Genomic DNA, 21,069 nt, shown 5'->3' with positions numbered 1-21,069 from the left:
AGGCGTTGAAATGGAAAAAAGATTTTTTACTTCAGAGTCTGTAACAGAAGGACATCCAGATAAGATTTGTGATCAAATATCCGATGCTATTTTGGATGCTATTTTTGAAAAAGATCCTAAGGGAAGAGTAGCCTGCGAAACCGTTGTCACTACGGGGATGGTCATGGTGGTGGGAGAGATTACAACGGATTGTTATGTGGATATACCCAAAATAGCCAGAAAAACCGTAGAAGAGATTGGGTATACGAGAGCTAAATTTGGATTCGACAGCGATACCTGTGCCGTGATGACGGCTATTGACGAACAGTCCGGCGACATTGCCCTTGGGGTAGATGAATCCATGGAAAGAAAACAAGGAGAAGACAAGAATGGATTAGAAGCTACTGGAGCAGGAGATCAAGGAATGATGTTTGGTTATGCCTGCACAGAGACACCAGAACTGATGCCTATGCCCATCTCTTTGGCTCATAAACTAGCACGACAGTTGGCGGAAGTCCGAAAGAACGGGACTTTGAAGTATCTGCGTCCAGATGGGAAAACACAAGTAACCATTGAATATTTGGGTGATGAACCCGTAAGGGTGGATGCCATTGTGATTTCTTCTCAGCATAGCCCTGAGGTGGATCATGCTACCATCGAAAAAGACATCATTCACCACGTGATCAAGCCCATCCTACCAGAGGGTTTTGTGGACCAAGACACCCGCTACCTGATTAATCCAACGGGCCGTTTTGTGGTTGGTGGACCTCAGGGAGATTCTGGACTTACAGGTCGAAAGATTATTGTAGACACCTATGGTGGGTACTCTCGTCATGGTGGCGGTGCCTTCTCTGGGAAAGATCCAACCAAAGTAGATCGATCTGCGGCTTATGCAGCTCGATATGTGGCAAAGAATTTGGTAGCCGCTGGCTTGGCTACTCGTTGCGAAGTGGGTCTTGCTTACGCCATAGGCGTAGCGGAGCCAGTTTCTATTTTGGTAGAAACCTTTGGTACTGGCAACTTAGAAGAAGAAAAAATAATTCAGTTAATCCGTCGTCATTTTGACTTGCGGCCAGCCGCTATTATTCGGGATTTAGACCTGAGAAAGCCCATTTATCGAAAAATAGCCGCCTATGGGCATATGGGAAGAACGGATGTGGATTTATCCTGGGAACGAACGGATAAAGCAGAAGCCTTGAAAAAAGAGTTGGGATAAGAACCCTATAGTCACATTAAAAATGACCATGTCTACAATCTGAAGCCGCATTTATTGCGGCTTTTGTTGTCTCGATTTACGGTGATCCTTTGGTTTGAGAAGGTGTTCTGTGGGTATTTAGAAAAAAGCCATAATTTTTCTGATGCATAGCTAGTTGAAAGAAACAAAAAAGGGAAGGGTGGACGAATAGGATGTTTAATAATTTTAGGATTCAGAGTAAAATGCTCACCATTTTTGTGATAACAGGCTTGATCCCCATGATCTTAATTGCGGGCATCGCATATCAGCAATCCTCTTCGATTATTGAAGAGGAGGTTATCCATGAAATTCAGATCTTTACAGAAATGGTTGAGGAAAGTTTTGATGCTTACTTTGATGAAAAACGGTCCTATGGGTACGTGATGTCTATCAATAGACAAATGGCAGCCCTGGCTCAGGATTATGCATTATTTGGACAGACAAGTGAAGAGTGGCAAGAAGCCTACGGGGTGGTAGAAGATTTTGCTCAAACCTATGCGGATCAATTTGGATTTAATAGCCTTTATATAACCGATAAAGAAGGACATATCATTTTTGCCAGTGGTGAATACAAAGACATTTTAGAAGGGGCCTCTATTAATCAACGCCCTTATTTTCAAAATGCTATGCAGGGGAATATTAATCTCTCTGAATTTCAATATTCAGAAGTGTTAGATGAAAATTTTATTGCCATAGCCGCTCCTTTGAGAAGCAATGAAGAAGGGCAGGTGCCAGGAACCGTCAATGGGCTGTTGCCCATGGAAACCATCCAACATATGTTGCACCGCAACATTCCATTGCTAGGAGAAACAGGGGATGCCTATTTGGTGAACCATGAAGGAATGCTTTTGACGGATACCTTGTTGGGAGAATATGCAACGGGATCAGCCTTTAATGTGAAGATCGATACGGAGGCAACCCGTTCGTTGGTAGAGCCGATTCAACAAGGAGAGAATGAATTTTCTGGTTCCGGTGTGTACCCAGATTATTTGGGCAATCATGTATTGGGAGGCTACGGAGTCACCTTTATTGGTAATACGCCTGTTGGGATGATCATTGAATTAGATGCGGCTGAAGCCATGGCGCCGGTTAGACAATTGCTTCTTATGCTAGGGATTCTTACGATTGTAGTGGCGGGCATTAGCGTGGTGCTGGCTATGTTTACTGCCAAAGGACTGTCAGGTCCTATGAGGACAATTAACAATGCCATTGGGAAAGTGGCCCAGTATGATTTTTCGGCAGAAGAAGACCACATACTGGAAAAAATGGGAAGTAGAAAAGATGAGATAGGGGAAATGGCCACGGGATTAAAGTCCACCTTAGAAACCCTTCGGAATGTTATTAAAAAAATCCGACAGGAGGCGGATTCTGTTGGAAACGCCGCTAGTAGCGTGTTGGATGTTTCCAACAATCTGGCAGCCAGTACCGAAGAAATGAGTGCCAAAACTGGTGTTGTTAGCGCAGCCACAGAGCAGATTAATGCTAGTATTGAAGGGACAGGGAAAGCAGCAGATGAAACTGGTACCAATATGAGTACCATTGCTTCAGCCGTGGAGGAAATGTCTGCCAACATTCGAAACTTGGCATCTGCCTCCGAAGAGACTTCTTCAGAAGTCAATAATGTAACCCAGTTGATCCAAGGAGTCAACGGAGATTTAAACGTAGTGTCGGAAGATGCAGAAGAAGTCAATAGCCTGGTGGCAGAAATAACAACGGCCATGAAGGAAATTAACTTATCTTTAAGCGAAGTCAGTGAAAACTGTGAAAAATCCATTGCTATTAGCGATGAGGCAGAGCAGGAAGTACAGCATACCTCTCAAGCCATTCATCAATTAAGTAAATCTTCTGCTCAAATCAATAAAATTGTAGAAGTGATCAATGACATTGCAGATCAAACCAATATGTTAGCACTTAATGCGGCGATTGAAGCGGCTGGAGCTGGTGAGGCTGGAAAAGGATTTGCGGTGGTAGCCAACGAAGTAAAAGAACTGGCAAAGCAGACCGGAGATGCAACAGAAGAAATTGCCCAACAAATTGAATCTATGCAAAAAGATATGAAAGGAACCGTTGAAGCCGTAGATGGGATTACCAATGTAATCAAGCAGGTAAAAGAGATCACGGGGCAAATAGCCGCCGCAGTGACAGAACAATCTGCTACCACTGGGAATATATCCGAAAATGCAGTAAACGTTTCTAAACGAGTACAGAATATTTCTTCCAGCATCAGCCATGTAACAGAAAAAGCCAAAGAGGTGTCCCGGAGTTCTTCGGAAGCTTCGAAGGGAGTTAATGAAATAGCAAGATCCGCCTCTGAATTAACAATGGCAGCTGATGAAGTAGCCCAAAACAGTGACAATGCGACACAGCAAATGAAAGAAGTTTCTCGAGCCACTGGCGAAATAGCTGCTGGGTCATCGGATATTGCTGAAAACGTTCAGGAAATCGATCAGGCAGCGGCAGAAGCGGCAGAAGGTGCTACAGAAAGCAGCCAGGCCGCTGGAGACTTGGCAGAAATAGCCAATCAGTTAAAGCAGTTAATGGCACAGTTTAAAATCTAACGCTCCACATTTCAACAAAAAGATTTTGGAGACAGATATGGCAAAATTCCTCTAAATGTGAAATAATAGAGAGGATGGTCTTCAGCTTAAAAACAAATAAAGTTGAAATGAGGAGGAATAATGATGAGCACAACTATGGTTGCACCACATTCCAAACGCCCTGTGGCAGATGATAAGGTATTTGCTGCCAACAAAAAAGCACAGGAAGCTGCAAAAAAAGTAGGAGCAGAACAGGTAATTAATTCCACCATCGGTGCCTTGATGGAGGACGATGGAAGCCTTTCGGTTATGAAAACAGTCATGAAAGAGTTTAAAAATCTGCCGGATGCAGAAATTGCTGCATATGCACCTATTGCAGGCCTTCCAGATTTTCAAGATGCGGCAGAAAAAGCTGTATTTGGAGACTATAGGCCAAAAGGACATGTACGGGCCGTTGCTACGCCTGGCGGTTCTGGTGGAATTCGTCATGCGGTCTGGAACTACATGGAAGAAGGCGAGTCCATGTTAACAGCAGATTGGTACTGGGCACCTTATAAGACCATCGCCGAAGAACACCGTAGAAAGATCACCACCTTCGAATTATTTGATGAGAATAAAGCCTTTAATATAGATTCTTTTAAGCAAAAAGTCCAAGAGTTGGCTGAAAAACAAGAACGAATTCTGATTATGATGAATACCCCTGCCCATAATCCTACAGGATATAGCTTGACAGAAGCTGAATGGGAGGAAGTCTTGGTATTTTTGAAGGATGTGCAGGAAAATCAGCAGAAAAAGATCATTCTTTATTTAGACATAGCCTACATCGACTTTGCCGGCGATATGAAAGCCTCTAGAGGCTTTATGAAGCAGTTTGAAAACCTGCCAGAAACCATGATGGTATTGATCGGCTATAGTATGTCAAAAGCATTTACCTTCTATGGATTGAGAAGTGGCGCTTTGGTATGCCTTAGTAGCAGCCAAGAAGTGGCAGATGAGTTTATGGCGGCAGCTACTTTTTCTAGTCGTGCTTGCTGGTCCAATGGAACCCGAGGGGCACAAAAGCTATTGGCCAAAGTGTATGGAGATGAAGCATTGTTGGCGTCTGTCAACCAAGAAAGAGATTCCTTTAAAAAACTGTTGGAAAACAGAGCTCAAGTATTTGTAGAAGAGGCGGAAGCCATAGGCCTGGAAATTTTCCCCTATCGGGCAGGCTTCTTTATTACGATTCCTTGTGAAAACCCGGATCAAGTAGCGGCGGAATTGGCAAAAGACTACCTTTTCCTGCTTCCTTTAGGGAGAGGCATACGCTTTGCGGTCTGCGCAGTATCTGCAGAAAAATGCAAAAAATCCGCACGTCTTATCAAAGAAGCAATAGACAAAGTCAACGGATAGAATTAGGGAGAGAATTAGATGTTCTTGTATCAACTAGATCATTATACAGTGGGAGATATTATGGACCATCGGCTGATCACTCTGGAACAAACTGCGGATAGTCGAAGGGCAATCCATGCCATGAGTCGTCTCAATTTAGATGATGTTATCTTGATAGATTCTCAAGATAAGCCAGTGGCTGTGCTGACATTAAAGGATTTAATGAAGCAAATGGAATCCGAAACAGATTTGTCCAGACCCATTTCAGATCTGGTGAAACAAGAAATGATCGTCATTACAGAAGAAGCTGGGGCAATCGAGGCAAGAAATCAAATGAGACGAAATGGGATTGGCAGATTACCAGTATTGCGTAATGGTCAGGTTGTTGGGATGGTTCGGATCCATGATATATTAAATAAAGTATATTCAAAAATCGATGAAATGCATATGGCCTTGGAAAAAATATTAGACAGTCTTTATGAAGGCGTATGTGTTGTCAATGCAGAGGGAATTGTTTCCTTATGGTCCAAAGGGTCGGAAAAATTGTATCATGTAAAACCTAGGGATATAGTGGGACGTAAACTGGAAGAACTATTTCCAACAGCCTTGTTGCTTAAAACACTCTACAGCCAGAAGGCCATTCGGAATGTGTACCATAGCCCACGCCCTGGTAGTTATGCCATTATTAGTGCCATTCCCATTTTTGTTAACGGCGAAATGATTGGCGCGGTTTCAACAGATCGTGATGTGACAGAAACAACAAACTTATCAGAACAACTGGAAACAGCCAAAGAAAAATTAGACTTGCTGCAAACAGAAGTAGAAAAAATCAATGAAGAACAGTATTCTTTTCATAATGTGGTGGGAAAAAGCCATATTATTCAGGAGAAAATTCAAGAAGCTCGTCAAGTAGCAGCTGCCACCAGTAGTGTTTTGATTGGTGGGGAGAGCGGAACTGGTAAAGAAGTATTTGCCAGGGCTATTCATCAAGCCAGTGGTCGAAAAGGTCCTTTTGTAGCCATTAATTGCAGTGCCATACCAGAAAACCTTTTTGAAAGTGAAATGTTTGGTTATGAAGGCGGTGCCTTTACCGGTGCCCTTAACAAAGGGAAAGTAGGGAAAGTGGAGTTGGCCAAGGGTGGAACCCTGTTCTTAGATGAAATCGGGGATATGCCTTTGTATATGCAGGCAAAAATGCTGCGGGTTTTACAAGAGAGACAAATCCTTCGGGTTGGAGGAGAACATCCCATCGACATAGATGTTCGATTAATTTCTGCAACCCATAGAAATTTGCAAGCCATGGTCTCCGATGGAAGCTTCCGAGAAGATTTGTTTTACCGGATCAATGTGGTGCATATCTACCTGCCAGGGTTAAAAGAAAGGAAAGAGGATATTCCTATCTTTTTAAGGCATTTTATTACAGAGTTTTGTAAAGAAAATAACGTATCTGTCCCGCAAATTGATGCAGAAGTCTTACATGCCCTGATGAATTATAGCTGGCCAGGTAATATTCGAGAGCTTAAAAACACCATTGAGCATTTAGTGATTTTCTCGGAAAAAAATGTTATTAACAAAAAGAGCATTCCAGAACGAATTAAGGAAAAAAGCCCGTCAACCTTTCTGGAAAGAGAGCAGGATAGTTTAGATTTGCAGGAAAACATAAGACAGGTTGAAATGAAAACCATTCGAAATGCCATGGAAGCCGCCGACGAAAACAAAGCGAAGGCTGCAAAGCTTCTCCATATCCCTAGAAGCACCTTGTATTATAAATTAAAGTTTTACAAGATGAAAGAGTATTTGTAAAGCTTGATAAATGTGTACCAAAAGAAGCGTCAGATTTTTGACATTGCGTCAGAAATTTGACGCTTTCTTTTTTTTTACCGTAATGGATAAAGAGTGCACTGTTGAGCCATAGACAGATATTGGAATAGACGAATTCAAAAAAACGCCTATGAAAAACGTCAGTTATTCAACGTTTTTTTGTTAAGTCCTTATCAATATTTAGGATAGGACTATAGAGGAAATCTATCCATGAAAAACAATAAAGAGCTGAACACGTCTAATCGCAAGGGGTTAAATGGAAACAAAAAAATATGATAAAAAAATATCAAAACTTGGCATGGGGTTTGCATTTATATAGGTGTAGCAAAAGGAGGTGAAGAGTATGAACATAGTATTACCATTAAGACAGCATGTAGGGGCACCATGTGAACCAATTGTATCTGTGGGAGATTCTGTACAAAAAGGACAGCTCATCGCAAAGCCACAAGGATTGGGTGCCAATATTCATGCCAGTGTTTATGGAACCATAGAAGCAGTAACAGAGGAAAGCATTGTTATTAAACCCCAGGCAGATCAGCCTGAAGAATATGTTGCCATCAAAGAAACGGCCACCTTGTTAGAGGCTATTGAAGAAGCAGGCGTTGTAGGTGCAGGTGGGGCCGGATTCCCAGCGCATATTAAGTTGAAAGCTGACTTGAAAGATGGATGTGTCATCATCAATGGGGCTGAATGTGAGCCAATTCTAGCCCATAACCTTCAATTGATGGAAGAGAGTCCTCAGGTTGTGGTTCGTGGTGCTAAGTACATGATGGAAATCACCCAAGCGCCAAAAGCGTATATTGCCGTGAAGGCTAAGTATAAAAAAGCCATTAGAGCCATGAAGCGAGCAGCGGCCTTGGAAAAAGGGATTGAAATTGCATATCTTCCAGACATTTATCCATCAGGAGATGAACGGGTGGTAGTCCGAGAACTTCTTGGAGTGGTTCTAGAGCCTGGTCAATTGCCATTAGAAGCAAAGACCGTGGTTCAAAACGTAGAGACTGTGAAGCATATTGTGAATGCCATTGAAAAACGCAAGCCCTATATTGCTAAAGATATTACCGTGGCAGGCCGTGTGAAAGAAGGCGGCGTGTTTATGGATGTTCCTTTGGGCGAGCCAGTAGGGAAGTATATTGAGCTGGCAGGAGGATTTGTGAAACCCTATGGAGAAATAACTTTGGGTGGACCCTTTACAGGTAGTGCTGGAACCGAAGAATCCCCCATCATTAAGACTCTGGGAGGCATATTGGTTTCCATGCCATTTCCTCAGGAGACCCGCAAAATTGGTCTTTTGGCCTGTGAATGCGGTGCTCAGGAACCACGACTTCGTGAAATTGCAGAAGCCATGGGAGCTGAGGTAGTAGCAGAAGAAAAATGCAAGAGAATGGTGGAAGTCAACGGTCGATACCGTTGCGATAAACCCGGCGAATGCCCGGGACAGGCAGAAACTGTTATGACCATGAAGAAAAAAGGCATACAAGTTTTGCTTACCGGTAGTTGCGGAGACTGAACGAACACAGTGATGACTGTAGCTCCCAGGTTGGGAGTTCCAACATACCACAGTACGGATCATGTTCTGCGAGCCGCCGGTGAAAAACTAATCAGAAGAAGTGAAGAAGAATAAAGCACATAAAAAGGAATAGGAGGCGATTCGCATGGCAATCTCAGCAGAAGCTGCTAAGAAGAACATGAACAAAGTTGCAGTTGTTTGTTGCAGAACGCAAGAAGGAACCGTTCTGGAAGCAAGCAACCTTGAAGATCCGGCAATTTTTCCGGATTTGGAAGATTCAGGTTTGTTAACCGTACCGGAAAACTGCCTGAAAATTGGAGAAGTATTAGGGGCTAAAGTAATCAAAACCGTTGACTCACTGACTCCCTTAACACCAGATATGGTGGAAGGCATTCAGGCAATGGAGTCTGAAGAAAAAGTTGAAGCGCCAGCTAAAGAAGAAGCAGCTCCAGCGGCTCAGCCAGCAGTGGCACCCGTAAGCCAAGGAGTGCAACAACCAGTGGTTCAAAATGCAGGTGGCGTTGTGAAAATTCACATCGGAGAAGGAAAAAACATCGATTTAGAGTTTCCGATTGGCCTAGCAGGTGGCGTAGCTGCGGCACCAGCAGCACCTGTTGCTGCAAGCGCACCTTCAGAAGCCGTTGAAGCAGGAGCTGGAGTGGTAGAAGCAGCCCAAGAACCAAAACAAATGCGTTCTTTGGTGAAAAAGCATTTCAAGATTGATAAAGTAGAAATGGCAGAAGAAACAAAAATCGATGGCACTACCTTGTACCTTCGAAATAATATTTGTGACGATGCGGTAAAGGTAAGCGACATCGTAACCTCTATTAAAGTGGATATTATTACAGAAGAAAACTACAACCAATATTCTGAAACCATCATGGATGTTCAGCCTATTGCAACCAAAGAGCAAGATTGCAAGTTAGGACTTGGAGCTACTCGAGTACTAGACGGCGTGGTAATGATTGTTACTGGAACAGATGAAAAAGGGGTACAGATTGGTGAGTTTGGTTCTTCAGAAGGTGAGTTAGAAAAGAACATCATGTGGGGACGTCCAGGAGCACCAGATAAGGGCGATATCCTGATTAAAACAGAAATTGTTATTAAAGAAAAAATGAACATGGAACGACCAGGGCCATTAGCCGCTCATAAAGCCAATGACTTCATTGTTCAAGAAATCCGTGAAGCTATGAAAAAACTTGATGAAAACCTGGCTGTAGAACAAGAAGAATTTGTTCAGTACAGAAGACCTGGTAAGAAAAAAGTCTTAATCATCAAGGAAATCATGGGTCAGGGAGCAATGCACGACAACTTGATTCTTCCTGTAGAGCCAGTAGGAATCGTTGGTGGAAAGCCAAATGTTGACTTAGGCAACGTACCAGTAGTATTATCACCATTGGAAGTATTAGACGGAGGAATTCATGCCCTGACTTGCATCGGTCCAGCTTCCAAAGAAAACTCTCGTCATTACTGGAGAGAGCCATTGGTAGAGCATGTGATGAAAGACGAAGAATTAGATTTAGCAGGGGTTGTATTTGTTGGGTCGCCTCAGGCTAACTCTGAAAAGTTCTACGTATCCGACAGATTAGGAATGCTAGTAGAAGCCATGGATCTGGATGGAGCCTTCATTACCACCGAAGGATTTGGAAACAACCATATCGATTTTGCTACTCACCACGAGCAAGTAGGATCAAGAGAAATTTCTGTTGTGGGAATGTCCTTCTGCGCACAGCAAGGAGCTTTGGTAGTAGGAAACGAATACATGAAATACATGATCGACCACAATAAATCAGACCAAGGCATTGAAAACGAAATCCTAGCTAACAACACGCTTTGCGAAGAAGATGCTATTCGAGCAACATTGATGTTGAAAGCAGTCATGGCTGGAGAAGAAATTAAAGAACCAGAAAGAAAGTTTAATCCAACAGTAAAAGAAAACAATATCGACATGATAGAGCAACAAATTGGCGTAGAAATGGATTTAGTGCCAAACGAGCAAATTCTTCCAAAGAGTAAAAAGAGATTGGAAATCTACGAGCCAGAAGCCTAAAGAGCCCATGCAGATTGAAGGTGAAAAAATGAAGTATGGCGATAAGATCATTTATATTGAAGGCATCATCGTAGAGCTAAAAGATGGCGCCGTTTCCATGGATCTGAAGGGAAGGCTTGGGTATTTGAAGGTGCCTATGCGGATGATTATCAACGATCATCCCCTACAAGTAGGGCAAGAAGTAGGCTTGAACATGAGCTTTGTGGAAGTCTTAAGTGAAGAAGTAAACGAAAGTTATGTAAGTAATATTGATAAAAGAAATCAACAAAAAAAGGAGGCAGAATAATGGCTGATATGACTATCGTCAACAATCTACAGTCAGAAATATTTGTACCGATCACACCTCCTCCAGTCTGGACACCAGTAACTAAAGAGCTGAAAGACATGAAAGTGGCTCTTGTAACTGCGGCAGGTGTACACTTGCAGTCCGACAAGAGGTTTAATCTTGCAGGAGATTTTTCTTTCCGCGTGGTGCCAGGAGATGCTCCAGTGGAAGACATGATGGTTTCTCATGGTGGATACGATAATGCAGACGTGAACAAGGATATTAACTGCATGTTCCCGATCGACCGTATTCGAGAACTGGCTGAAGAAGGATTTATTAAGGAAATTTCTTCCGTCAACTATGGTTTCATGGGTGGTGGAGGCGACCAGACTAAATTCAGGGAAGAAACTGGTCCAGAAATTGCTCGACAGCTTAATGAAGAAGGCGCAGACGCAGTTCTTCTAACTGCTGGCTGAGGTACCTGCCACCGTTCCGCTGTTATTGTACAGCGAGCGATAGAGGAATCGGGGATTCCTACCATTATTATTGCAGCGTTACCACCAGTTGTTAGACAAAATGGAACACCAAGAGCCGTTGCACCACTGGTACCTATGGGGGCCAATGCTGGGGCACCAAACGATAAAGAAATGCAACGAAACATCTGCATTGACACCTTGAATCAATTAATTGAAATACCAAGCACAGGAAAAATTGTGCCACTGCCTTACGAATATATCGCAAAAGTATAATCATCAGAAAGAAGACCCAGTTGGCCTTTGGCCAACTGGGATCACTTCCAACGAATAAGGTGATAAAAGATGAAGGAAAAAACATACAGAAGACTGGTCATTAAAACATTCCATATAAAAAAGGTTGAAAAGGGTCATCAGACAAAAATCGAGGATTCGACCCTAAGGTTTTCTGTACCTGAATTTGATAAAAAATTATCAACCAATGAACTTATCCAACGTATAAATATAAATATTATTGAGCCAGGAAACCATCATGGTTGGACCAATAGTATAATGGACATCATACCTATTTCTACAAAAGTCCTAGGAAGTTTGGGTGAAGGGACAACCCATACCATGACAGGGGTTTATGTCATGCTGACTGGCATAGATGAAGCAGGCAATCAGGTGGCGGAATTTGGCTCCTCTGAAGGTATCCTTAAAGAGAAACTTCAGCTTAACCGAGCAGGAACACCATCGGATAAAGATTATATTATATCCTTTGATGTGACCTTGAAGGAAAAACAGGGAACCAACCGAGCTGCAATTTTGGAAGCCCACCGATGCTGCGATGAATTTGTTCAGGAGATTCGGGAAAAATTAAAGAAAAAAGAGAGCCGATCCTATACGGAAAAGCATGAATTCTATGATCGGAATAAACCAGGAAAGAAAAAAGTGGCAATTGTCAAGCAAGTAGCAGGACAAGGTGCCATGTATGATAATCAGTTATTGGCAAAGGAGCCATCCGGTGTGGCGGGAGGCCGATCCATCATTGATCTGGCAAACGTTCCCATTATTTTATCTCCCAACGAGTACCGGGATGGTGCCCTTCGAGCTATGACGTAAAGTAGGTGATCATATGGGAGTAGGACCATCCACTAAAGAAACAACGTTGCACCATTTTCGAGACCCGTTGTTGGATATTGTTTCAGCCGATGATGATGTGGATTTAACAGGCATTATCATTGTGGGGACACCACAAAGCAACGAAGAAAAGTATTTTGTTGGAAAAAGAACCGCCGCATGGTTAGAAGCGATGCGAGTAGATGGAGCCATTGTATCCGTGGACGGCTGGGGAAATAGTCATGTAGACTATGCCAATACCATAGAAGAAATTGGAAAACGTGGCATTCCTGTTACTGGCCTTAGTTTTATTGGAACACAGGCAAACTTTGTGGTAAAAAACCAATATATGGATGCAATTGTTGATATTAATAAATCAGAAGCTGGTATTGAAACAGAAACCGTAGGGGAAAATAATATGACTACCTTGGATGCTAAAAAAGCATTAGCGTTTCTGAAACTAAAAATGAGGGAGGCAAAATAATGAAATTCGCACAAGGGATACACACAATCGATTCACACACCATGGGAGAGCCAACCCGGATTGTCATAGGCGGCATACCTCAAATTCCAGGAGCTAGCATGGCGGATAAGAAAGCTTATCTGGAAGACAACATGGATTATATGAGAACTTCTTTAATGCATGAACCAAGAGGCCACAACGATATGTTTGGTTCTATCATTACCGCATCCACGGTAGAAGAAGCTGATTTTGGAATTATCTTTATGGATGGTGGCGGCTATTTGAATATGTGCGGCCATGGATCCATCGGTGCGGCCACCGTAGCAGTAGAATCCGGAATGGTAAAGGTAGAAGAGCCATATACCAATATTACCATGGAATCGCCTGCTGGTTTAATTAAAGCACAGGTAACCGTAGAAGATGGAAAAGTGAAAGAAGTTTCTATTGTAAATGTTCCTTCTTTCCTGTATAAAGAAGATGTAGTAGTAAATGTTCCGGAAATTGGCGATGTTAAATTAGATATTTCCTTTGGAGGCAGCTTTTTTGCCATCATCAATGCAAAAGAATTAGGCGTTAAAGTAGAAGTAAAACAGGCAGATAAGCTTCTAAAACTAGGCCTTCAAATTAGAGATATCGTAAACAATACAGTGGAAATGCAACATCCAGAGCAAAAACATATTAAGACCGTAGACCTGGTGGAAATTTATGACGAACCGACTCATAAAGATGCCGACTATAAGAATGTGGTTGTCTTTGGACAAGGTCAATTAGACAGGTCTCCATGCGGAACTGGCACCTGCGCCAAACTGGCAACACTTCATGCCAAAGGACAATTAGGAATTGACGAAAAATTTGTGTATGAAAGTATTACAGGAACCATGTTTAAAGGAAGAATATTGGAGACCACCAAAGTAGGGGAATTTAATGCTATTGTTCCAGAAATTACTGGAAGCGCTTATATCACTGGATTCAATCATTTTGTCATCGATCCAGATGATCCATTAAAGCATGGATTTGCCCTTTAAATAAAAACGATCGTTATTCATGAATGTATATACTAAGGAGGGAAACATATGTTAGCAAATGTTGTATTAGGTGTTTTGGGAGTTATGACATTAGGGTTTGTCGTACTGTGGGTTAAAGGGTATAAAGAAGATCCATCTGGCATGCCAGATCTTCATCGTATAGCAGTTGGTTTTGTTACTAACTTTTTCGACACTTTGGGAATTGGATCTTTTGCACCAACCACAGCCTGGTTAAAAGGTGCTAAATTGGCTCCAGACCGTGTGATTCCAGGATCTTTGAATGTAGGTCACACCTTACCAGTAGTAGTAATGTCTTTTATCTTTATTCAGCGTGTAGAAGTTGAGCCAATGACATTGGTACCAATGCTTTTAGCTGCAGCGGCAGGCGCATTCTTTGGTGCGGATATCGTATCTGGTCTACCAGAGAAAAAAGTTCAATTAGGAATGGGTTTTGCATTATTTGTAACAGCAGCCTTTATGTTTGCTGGACAAGTAGGCATTATGCCTGGTGGCGGAGAAGCCATGGGCCTTTCAGGATTGCCTCTTATCATTGGTGTGGTAGTTAACTTTTTCTTAGGAGCTTTAATGACTCTTGGAATTGGTCTTTATGCACCTTGCATGGCATTGGTCTACACACTTGGAATGAGTCCATTAGTTGCATTTCCAATCATGATGGGATCCTGCGCATACTTAATGCCAGTAGGAAGCGCCAAATTTATTAAGAACAAAGCCTTTGATGGAAAAGCAGCCCTTGGTTTAACCTTAGGTGGAATTCCAGCCGTATTTATTGCTGCGTACTTGGTAACATCGCTTCCTATTAATGTACTAACCTGGTTAGTAATTGCAATTATCCTTTACACGGCGACTACCATGTTGCGAGCGGGAATGATGAACAAGGAAGCCGGCGAAGTGGCAACAGAGAAATAAGTATTTCTTTAGAATAAAGGGAGTAATCCTTAGGTAGAAGGATAAACTCTTGGTTAAATCAAAAAGTAAAGCCAGCAAAAAAGCGTATGGACATAGTGTCCATACGCTTATTTTTTCTTTTTTTGCTTTGTCGAATGCAAGGGCTTTCCTTTTTCGTCGATTAATACTTGTCCTACCCCTTCCGGGGCATAGGCTTCGAGCAGATGTTGAAGGTCTTCAATTTCATCAGGCTGAATTTTCCAAAGTCGTCGCACTTCTTTGGAAAAAGGGGTTGGCAATGTCGGACGATAGACCAGTGTTAAGTGGCCTTGGTCATTCCACTGAGTCCAACGCAAGTTTTCCCATGGCACAAAACCCTCTGAGACAAAAAAACCTTTTTCACGAATTTCAGGTTGTCCTTTGGCACGTAAGCTGTTAAGCCAACTGAAAAGAATCCAGAAAGCACTGGTAATACCACGGGTTACCAGCCTTGAAACTTCATCTGGAGTAGCTGGTGATGAATCCGCAAGCGTCGAAGCAAGGGATCGAATAAACTCTCCAGCATAATAGATCCAGAAGAATAGCAATAACAACCAGAGATAAAAAGAAATATTTTGTTGTTGCGTGGAGGGTTTTTTAAGCAACTGGCCAGCCCAATGATGGCGACTTAGTTCCTGGATAAGCCAGTAAACAAGCAAAATAGAAATTAAAAGTAAAAAAACATCCAAAAACCCCATGGCCTTAAAAATTGGTATAATGGAGGTCACACCCCTTTTGTGATTCAGATTTGATCGGAAGGACCATTAATACAGCCCTATGAGGGATTGATCTTCATACAGGAGTATTCTGGTACCCACAGATCCATCCTTATTGTATGCAAAGAAGAGGAATAATTCAATAGTAAAATTGCGAGGAGGGCATAAAATGAACATAGCAGTGATTGGGAATGGTGGAATTGGAAAAACTCTCATAGAATTACTGGAAAAGAAAAAAGAAGCTTTGGGGATGGAAGGCCTACATGTAAAGATTTGTGCTCATTTGGATAGTCAAGGTGGTATATGGGATCCTGACGGGATCCATCTTCCTTCTCTTATCACCCATAACCAGCATCAGCTTCCTTTAAAAGCGTATTCCAAGGGTGGAAATCCACATCTTGGATTGGACGAAGTATTAAAAATCAAGGATTTAGAGGTGTTAATAGAATTGACACCAACCAACAAAGAAACCGGAGAGCCTGGACTGACCCATATCACAAAGGCACTAGCCAAAGGGATACATGTCATAACGGCCAATAAAGGGCCGATTATGAAGGCCTATCACCAGTTAAAGAAAATAGCAGAAGTCCATCAAGTACAGTTGTGGATAGGATGTACCACTGGAGGAGCCTTGCCTTCAATAAATGGTGGCCTCATAGATTTGGCTGGAGCGGAAATCAATGCTATTGAAGGGGTACTAAACGGAACCACTAATTTCATACTGGAAGAAATGAAAACATCTGGATGCGTGTATCAAGAGGCCCTTGAAAAAGCCCAAGCAGCAGGGATTGCTGAGGCAGACCCTACGTTGGACGTGGAAGGATGGGATACAGCCGCCAAGCTCCTTATTCTCTCCAAGGTATTAATGAAAGAAGACAAAGATTTAAGGGACATAGAGGTGGAGGGAATTACGGGAGTAAGACCAGAAGAAATTCAACACGTTTCCAGGAGAGGTGGGAAAATGAAATTAGTGGGAAGAGCTGAAAAGACAGCCAAAGCCACTGTCTTAACCGTGAAGCCAGAGGTGCTGTTGCCAGATCACCCTCTTTACGGAGTGGACGGAAAAAACAAAGGAATTTCTTATAGGACAGATACCTTGGGTGAGCTAACCATCATGGGCGGTGCATCTGGATTGGTGCCAGCGGCAGCCTCTGTATTGAGAGATTTAGTGAATTTGCATCGAGGATATGGCCAATAGAAGAAAAGCATCCTGAATCCTAATCTCCTAGGGTAAAACAAGGAAGGGAAGGGTATACTAGAAAAAACAGAGGAGAAGAATCCAATCAATTCTTGTTAGGAGAGGAGAAATGCAGATGAGTCATCCGAAGAAAAAAGCCCCTCAAAAACAAAAGAAAGACTATCAAATTGTAAAGATTGATGGAGAAAAACAAAAGAAACTAAGACGAAAACCTTACGAAAAAGAGTTAAGACGATTACAGGAAGAATTGGTCAAGCTTCAAAAATGGATTAAGCGGGAAGGACTGAAAGTAGTCGTCCTATTTGAAGGACGAGATGCCGCCGGAAAAGGCGGTGTCATCAAACGCATTACCGAAAGCCTTAATCCTAGGATATGTCGGGTGGAAGCGTTGGGAACGCCAACAGAACGAGAAAAAACCCAGTGGTATTTTCAACGGTATGTAAGCCGCTTGCCGGCTGCTGGCGAAATGGTTCTTTTTGATCGGAGTTGGTATAACCGAGCCGGCGTAGAAAAGGTTATGGGATTTTGTACGGATGAAGAGCATCGAGAGTTTCTAAGGTCTTGTCCGGAATTTGAGCGAATGTTGGTTCGTTCGGGGATCATTCTTATCAAATATTGGTTTTCTGTGTCGGATGAAGAACAGGAGAGGCGTTTTCAGGCCCGGATAGAAGATCCGACAAAAAGATGGAAATTAAGTCCTATGGATCTGGAATCTCGAAAACGATGGATGGAGTATTCTAAGGCTAAGGACGAGATGTTTGCCCATACAGATATTAAACAGGCTCCTTGGTATGTGGTAGATGCAGACATTAAGCGTCATGCCAGACTTAACTGTATTCATCACCTGCTAGATCAAATCCCCTATGAGGATCTAACGCCAGAACCCATTGACTTACCGCCTCGGCAAGACGATTTAGCCTATGTCCGCCCTCCTATTACAGATCAGACTTTTGTTCCAGATTACTATGGGGGGCCGGTGGAGTAAGAGACAAGGATTTTTCTAATTGCTGAATTTGTTCCAGTGCCGTAGCATAGTCAAAAGATTCTAGAGAACTTTTAAGGGTGTTGAAAATACGGGAAAAAGATTCGTCTTTAGGCAATGCCTCTTCAAGGGCAACCATTATTTCCAGATCCACATACTCACTGGCTTTTAACATCCGAGAAATGTTAGATAGTTGGGATTCAAGGCATTCTCGGTTTTTAAAGAAGGGAGGTTCTTTCGTGGAAGGAGCTGCCTTAGGAGAAGAAGCGAGCAGGTCAATGGATTCTTCCACTTTTGCAAGAGCTTGTCGGATTTCTCTGATCTGCTTTTCTGGAACGTCACCGAGGGCTATGGATGGTTCAAGGGATCCGCATAGCTCCATTACTTCATAAGCCCCTAGGTTACCGGCATATCCTTTCAGCTGATGAAGAGTGGCAGGCGTTAATGCATCTAATAATGTCAGGGCTTCGGATGAAAACCGCTGAAGTAGTCTCATATAAGCAGACTGATTTCCGCCCATACGAGAAAGACCTTCTGCCAGGTTAAGACCTGGCATTTGGCTTGGGAAAAAATCTGTTTCCCTACTCATACGTGTCGATATCCCATCAGAAATTTCATTTTTGTTTTCTATAGAAGGCATAGGACAAAGCCATCTAGATACGGTGCCAATAAACTCGTCTGGGTCGAAGGGCTTGGCGATGTAATCGTTCAACCCTGCTGCTAACACGTTTTCTCGATCACCTCTCATGGCGTGGGCCGTCATGGCGATAATGGGTATTGGAGCATCCAAAGGATTTTCGAGTTTCCGTATGGCTCGAGTAGCTGCTAAACCATCTAATTTTGGCATTTGTACATCCATTAAAATAGCGTGAAAGGATTGTTTTTTGAATAATTCAACCACTTCTTCTCCATCCGAAGCATAGGTAACACGAATATCTGCTTGTTTTAACAACTCTGCGGCGATTTCTCGATTAGCAGCATGGTCTTCCGCCAGCAACACATGGAATGGGGTCTGGGGTGGCTGTGGACATATAAGCAAGTCATTGGAGTCCTTTTGCTGCTGAATCTCTTCAGGAGGATTTGCGATGGTTTTGGGGGCTGCATGAATCAGGACTACCGGAAGGGTGAAATAGAAGGAAGATCCTTTGTTCTCCTGGCTTTCCAACCAAATACTTCCGTTCATTCTATCTAAAAGCCCCTTAGTGATGCTAAGGCCAAGGCCAGTGCCACCATATTGGCGGGTGATTGAGTTATCTAGTTGAGAAAAAGACTCAAAAAGAAGATGCTGTTTATCCTTCGGAATACCTTTGCCTGTATCCTGTACTGTAAAAAGGAGCACAGCCTGGTCTTGTCTAAGGCTTTTTAAGGATGCCTTCAGAAGAACATGGCCTTTTTCCGTAAACTTCACTGCATTTCCCAGAAGATTCGTCAGAATCTGAGTAAGTCGTAAGGGATCTGTAGAAACGTATGCTGGAAGAGATTCATCGAGTTCTAATTGTAAAAGAAGTCCTTTTTCCGATGCTTGCAGATCAAAAAGCTCCACAGCATCCTGTAAATGTCTGTGCAGATCCAAATCACGAGGTTCGATGGTTAATTTACCTGCTTCAATGCGGGAGTAATCCAGAATATCGTTAATAATAGAAAGAAGGCTACGTGAAGATTTCTGAATTTTTTGGAGGTAGCGTTCAACTTCTGGATCTTTATTGTGTTGATGCGCTAGATGACTAAATCCAATGATACCATTCATAGGCGTTCTGATTTCATGGCTCATATTGGCTAAAAAACCGCTTTTCGCTTGATTGGCGGCTTCTGCTAATTCTTTGGCTTTTGTCAATTGGATTTCAGCACTTTTTTGTTGGGAGATATCTTGAATAATAGACCAAATTACCTGGCGTCCCGCTGGATCTGTCTGTTTAAATCCATGAAGCAGAACCGGATACCGACTACCATCTTTTCGAATATATTCTTTTTCATAGGGGCCATACTGACCAGTTTTTTTCATTTTCTCCAACTGTTCTTTTTCTTTTTCGGCATAGTCCTCAGGCGTTAATTGCCAATAGCTAAGATGGCGAAATTCCTCTTCAGTATACCCTGTGGAATCTAGTAATCCTTGGTTAAAGGCAATAAAATCCCCTGTATGAAAATCATTCATAGCCATGCCCACCGGTGACAACTCAAAAAGACTACGAAAACGAACTTCGCTGATGCTAAGAGCTTCTTCTGTTTTTTTACGATCTGTAATATCTTCGTTGATGCCTACAATGCGGTGGATCTCACCATGTTGATCCCGAAGGATCTTGGATTGGGCTCGAATACTTCGTCTTTCTCCATTTTTTCGAAGAATAGAAAACTCCGTCTGAAAAGAGCTTCCATCCTTTATGCTTTTCTCAAAGCTTAAGAGAGCTGTGGCTCTGTCTTCTGGGACTATGACATTTGTCCATTGTTCCAAGTCATGGCTAAAGGTGGCTGGATCTACTTCATAAAGCGTGAACATCCCTTTATCCCATTCTAAATACCCATCCTTCACCCAATATTCCCATATGCCGGCATCTGCTGCTTCAATGGCTAATTGAAGACGCTCTGTTAATTTTTCTTGAGACAATTCGGCTTCTTTTTCCAAGGTGATATCCAGCCCTGTGCCTCGAAAGCCTTGGAGAGTTCCGGCTTCGTCCAAAATGGGTAATCCACTAACACGCTGCCATAGGATTTTACCATCAGGCCCCAGTGTTTGATGCTCTAGACCAGTCCAGGATTCATATTGGGAAGCCCATTGCTCCAACAGGCCGGATACCCGTTTTGCTTCCTCTTCAGGCATATAATCAAAAGGGGTTGTGCCTAGAATGTCTTGGATTTTTTTTCCTAACAAAGCCTCTGCCGGAGAGGTAATCATGGTGTAATGGCCTTGGGGATCTATCTCCCATATGTATTCGCCGGCTGCATCCGCCACATCGGAAAAACGCTGACGAACTACCCGAAGCTCCGAGTATTTGCTTTGCAGGTGGTAGATCCACCGCATTAGGGCAAATAAAACCAGGCATATAGCCAGCACCCTTAGAAGGCCATTGGCTCCCACCGCAAGGGGTACTATTTGTTCCGGAGGAACAGAAGCAAGGACAAAGGAAAAAACACCATGCCAATACATAAAACCAAGGCCACAAAAAAGAACCAAGCCATCCTGACGCCGAATCAGAAGGAACCAAGCGTGGTAATGGAAGCCTAAAGCCACTAAAATAAGAGCCGTAAGCCCAGCAAAAACAAGATTTGACCAAAAGAACCCATTATTAGGATCTTGTAAAAAGCCTGGGAGGTAAACATAGGCAACAGATAGGATGCCAACTCCGACCAGCAAATAAAAAGCAACAAGATATTGATATATTTTTGTAGGTTTAGACATGAACA

16 protein-coding genes are annotated in these 21,069 nt (G+C 42.7%); 14 read left to right on the top strand and 2 right to left on the bottom strand.

From position 1 onward, the window contains the following. Positions 1 to 10: 10 nt before the first annotated feature. From metK to ACZ47N_RS04880, 12 genes are all read left to right on the top strand, one after another. Positions 11 to 1,195 carry a methionine adenosyltransferase gene (gene metK / locus ACZ47N_RS04935; protein WP_464888026.1) on the top strand — a complete coding sequence of 395 codons (1,185 nt, stop codon included), beginning with the start codon at positions 11 to 13 and terminating at the stop codon, positions 1,193 to 1,195. 191 nt (positions 1,196 to 1,386) lie between these two features. Continuing rightward, positions 1,387 to 3,771, top strand: a complete 2,385-nt coding sequence (locus ACZ47N_RS04930; RefSeq protein ID WP_464888025.1) for a methyl-accepting chemotaxis protein — start codon at positions 1,387 to 1,389, stop codon at positions 3,769 to 3,771. 123 nt (positions 3,772 to 3,894) lie between these two features. Then, a complete protein-coding gene (locus ACZ47N_RS04925) occupies positions 3,895 to 5,142 on the top strand; it encodes a pyridoxal phosphate-dependent aminotransferase (protein ID WP_464888024.1) in 1,248 nt (415 codons plus the stop codon). Between the two features lie 18 nt (positions 5,143 to 5,160). Then, positions 5,161 to 6,924, top strand: coding sequence for a sigma-54 dependent transcriptional regulator PrdR (gene prdR, locus ACZ47N_RS04920; RefSeq protein WP_464888023.1), 1,764 nt, complete (start codon positions 5,161 to 5,163; stop codon positions 6,922 to 6,924). A gap of 361 nt (positions 6,925 to 7,285) precedes the next feature. Beyond that, positions 7,286 to 8,566 (top strand): proline reductase-associated electron transfer protein PrdC, encoded by a 1,281-nt coding sequence (prdC, locus tag ACZ47N_RS04915; RefSeq protein WP_464888022.1) that lies wholly within the window; start codon positions 7,286 to 7,288, stop codon positions 8,564 to 8,566. Positions 8,567 to 8,597: 31 nt separating this feature from the next. After that, positions 8,598 to 10,502 (top strand): D-proline reductase (dithiol) proprotein PrdA, encoded by a 1,905-nt coding sequence (prdA, locus tag ACZ47N_RS04910; protein ID WP_464888021.1) that lies wholly within the window; start codon positions 8,598 to 8,600, stop codon positions 10,500 to 10,502. 28 nt (positions 10,503 to 10,530) lie between these two features. After that, complete coding sequence (locus tag ACZ47N_RS04905; RefSeq protein WP_464888020.1) at positions 10,531 to 10,788, top strand: CBO2463/CBO2479 domain-containing protein; 258 nt, start codon at positions 10,531 to 10,533, stop codon at positions 10,786 to 10,788. After that, the gene (gene prdB / locus ACZ47N_RS04900; protein ID WP_464888019.1) at positions 10,788 to 11,516 is read left to right on the top strand and encodes a D-proline reductase (dithiol) protein PrdB; all 729 of its coding nucleotides are present in this window, start codon (positions 10,788 to 10,790) and stop codon (positions 11,514 to 11,516) included. Before ACZ47N_RS04905 ends, prdB begins: the two co-directional genes overlap by 1 nt. Before the next feature lie 69 nt (positions 11,517 to 11,585). Continuing rightward, positions 11,586 to 12,344 carry a proline reductase cluster protein PrdD gene (gene prdD, locus ACZ47N_RS04895; RefSeq protein ID WP_464888018.1) on the top strand — a complete coding sequence of 253 codons (759 nt, stop codon included), beginning with the start codon at positions 11,586 to 11,588 and terminating at the stop codon, positions 12,342 to 12,344. A 13-nt stretch (positions 12,345 to 12,357) separates the two neighbouring features. After that, positions 12,358 to 12,825, top strand: a complete 468-nt coding sequence (locus ACZ47N_RS04890) for a glycine/sarcosine/betaine reductase component B subunit (RefSeq protein WP_464888017.1) — start codon at positions 12,358 to 12,360, stop codon at positions 12,823 to 12,825. Then, positions 12,825 to 13,829 (top strand): proline racemase, encoded by a 1,005-nt coding sequence (locus ACZ47N_RS04885; protein WP_464888016.1) that lies wholly within the window; start codon positions 12,825 to 12,827, stop codon positions 13,827 to 13,829. Before ACZ47N_RS04890 ends, ACZ47N_RS04885 begins: the two co-directional genes overlap by 1 nt. A gap of 48 nt (positions 13,830 to 13,877) precedes the next feature. Further along, entirely contained in the window at positions 13,878 to 14,756 is an 879-nt protein-coding gene (locus tag ACZ47N_RS04880) for a permease (RefSeq protein WP_464888015.1), read from the top strand. 107 nt (positions 14,757 to 14,863) lie between these two features. Here the strand turns inward: ACZ47N_RS04880 and ACZ47N_RS04875 are convergent, their stop codons facing one another. After that, a complete protein-coding gene (locus ACZ47N_RS04875; protein ID WP_464888014.1) occupies positions 14,864 to 15,502 on the bottom strand; it encodes a hypothetical protein in 639 nt (212 codons plus the stop codon). A gap of 157 nt (positions 15,503 to 15,659) precedes the next feature. Here ACZ47N_RS04875 and ACZ47N_RS04870 point away from each other — a divergent pair, with 157 nt between their 5' ends. Together ACZ47N_RS04870 and ppk2 are read left to right on the top strand one after the other, a co-directional pair. Beyond that, positions 15,660 to 16,688 (top strand): homoserine dehydrogenase, encoded by a 1,029-nt coding sequence (locus ACZ47N_RS04870; RefSeq protein WP_464888013.1) that lies wholly within the window; start codon positions 15,660 to 15,662, stop codon positions 16,686 to 16,688. Between the two features lie 115 nt (positions 16,689 to 16,803). Next, positions 16,804 to 17,673, top strand: coding sequence for a polyphosphate kinase 2 (gene ppk2, locus ACZ47N_RS04865; protein ID WP_464888012.1), 870 nt, complete (start codon positions 16,804 to 16,806; stop codon positions 17,671 to 17,673). Here the strand turns inward: ppk2 and ACZ47N_RS04860 are convergent. Next, positions 17,624 to 21,064 (bottom strand): PAS domain S-box protein, encoded by a 3,441-nt coding sequence (locus ACZ47N_RS04860; RefSeq protein ID WP_464888011.1) that lies wholly within the window; start codon positions 21,062 to 21,064, stop codon positions 17,624 to 17,626. The two genes, ppk2 and ACZ47N_RS04860, sit on opposite strands and share 50 nt — an antisense overlap. Positions 21,065 to 21,069 lie beyond the last annotated feature (5 nt).

Source organism: Tindallia texcoconensis (assembly GCF_055383815.1).
Note: the sequence above shows the minus strand (reverse complement) of the source record. Positions and strands in the feature narration are given on the sequence as shown.

What these genes read in the sequence shown, in the direction of transcription:
- ACZ47N_RS04885 (WP_464888016.1), top strand. Translation starts at nt 12,825, where the DNA reads ATGAAATTCGCACAAGGGATACACACAATCGATTCACACACCATGGGA.
- metK (WP_464888026.1), top strand. Translation starts at nt 11, where the DNA reads ATGGAAAAAAGATTTTTTACTTCAGAGTCTGTAACAGAAGGACATCCA.
- ACZ47N_RS04870 (WP_464888013.1), top strand. Translation starts at nt 15,660, where the DNA reads ATGAACATAGCAGTGATTGGGAATGGTGGAATTGGAAAAACTCTCATA.
- prdA (WP_464888021.1), top strand. Translation starts at nt 8,598, where the DNA reads ATGGCAATCTCAGCAGAAGCTGCTAAGAAGAACATGAACAAAGTTGCA.
- ACZ47N_RS04880 (WP_464888015.1), top strand. Translation starts at nt 13,878, where the DNA reads ATGTTAGCAAATGTTGTATTAGGTGTTTTGGGAGTTATGACATTAGGG.
- ACZ47N_RS04860 (WP_464888011.1), bottom strand. Translation starts at nt 21,064, where the DNA reads ATGTCTAAACCTACAAAAATATATCAATATCTTGTTGCTTTTTATTTG.
- ACZ47N_RS04930 (WP_464888025.1), top strand. Translation starts at nt 1,387, where the DNA reads ATGTTTAATAATTTTAGGATTCAGAGTAAAATGCTCACCATTTTTGTG.
- ACZ47N_RS04890 (WP_464888017.1), top strand. Translation starts at nt 12,358, where the DNA reads ATGGGAGTAGGACCATCCACTAAAGAAACAACGTTGCACCATTTTCGA.
- ACZ47N_RS04925 (WP_464888024.1), top strand. Translation starts at nt 3,895, where the DNA reads ATGAGCACAACTATGGTTGCACCACATTCCAAACGCCCTGTGGCAGAT.
- ppk2 (WP_464888012.1), top strand. Translation starts at nt 16,804, where the DNA reads ATGAGTCATCCGAAGAAAAAAGCCCCTCAAAAACAAAAGAAAGACTAT.
- prdR (WP_464888023.1), top strand. Translation starts at nt 5,161, where the DNA reads ATGTTCTTGTATCAACTAGATCATTATACAGTGGGAGATATTATGGAC.
- prdD (WP_464888018.1), top strand. Translation starts at nt 11,586, where the DNA reads ATGAAGGAAAAAACATACAGAAGACTGGTCATTAAAACATTCCATATA.
- ACZ47N_RS04905 (WP_464888020.1), top strand. Translation starts at nt 10,531, where the DNA reads ATGAAGTATGGCGATAAGATCATTTATATTGAAGGCATCATCGTAGAG.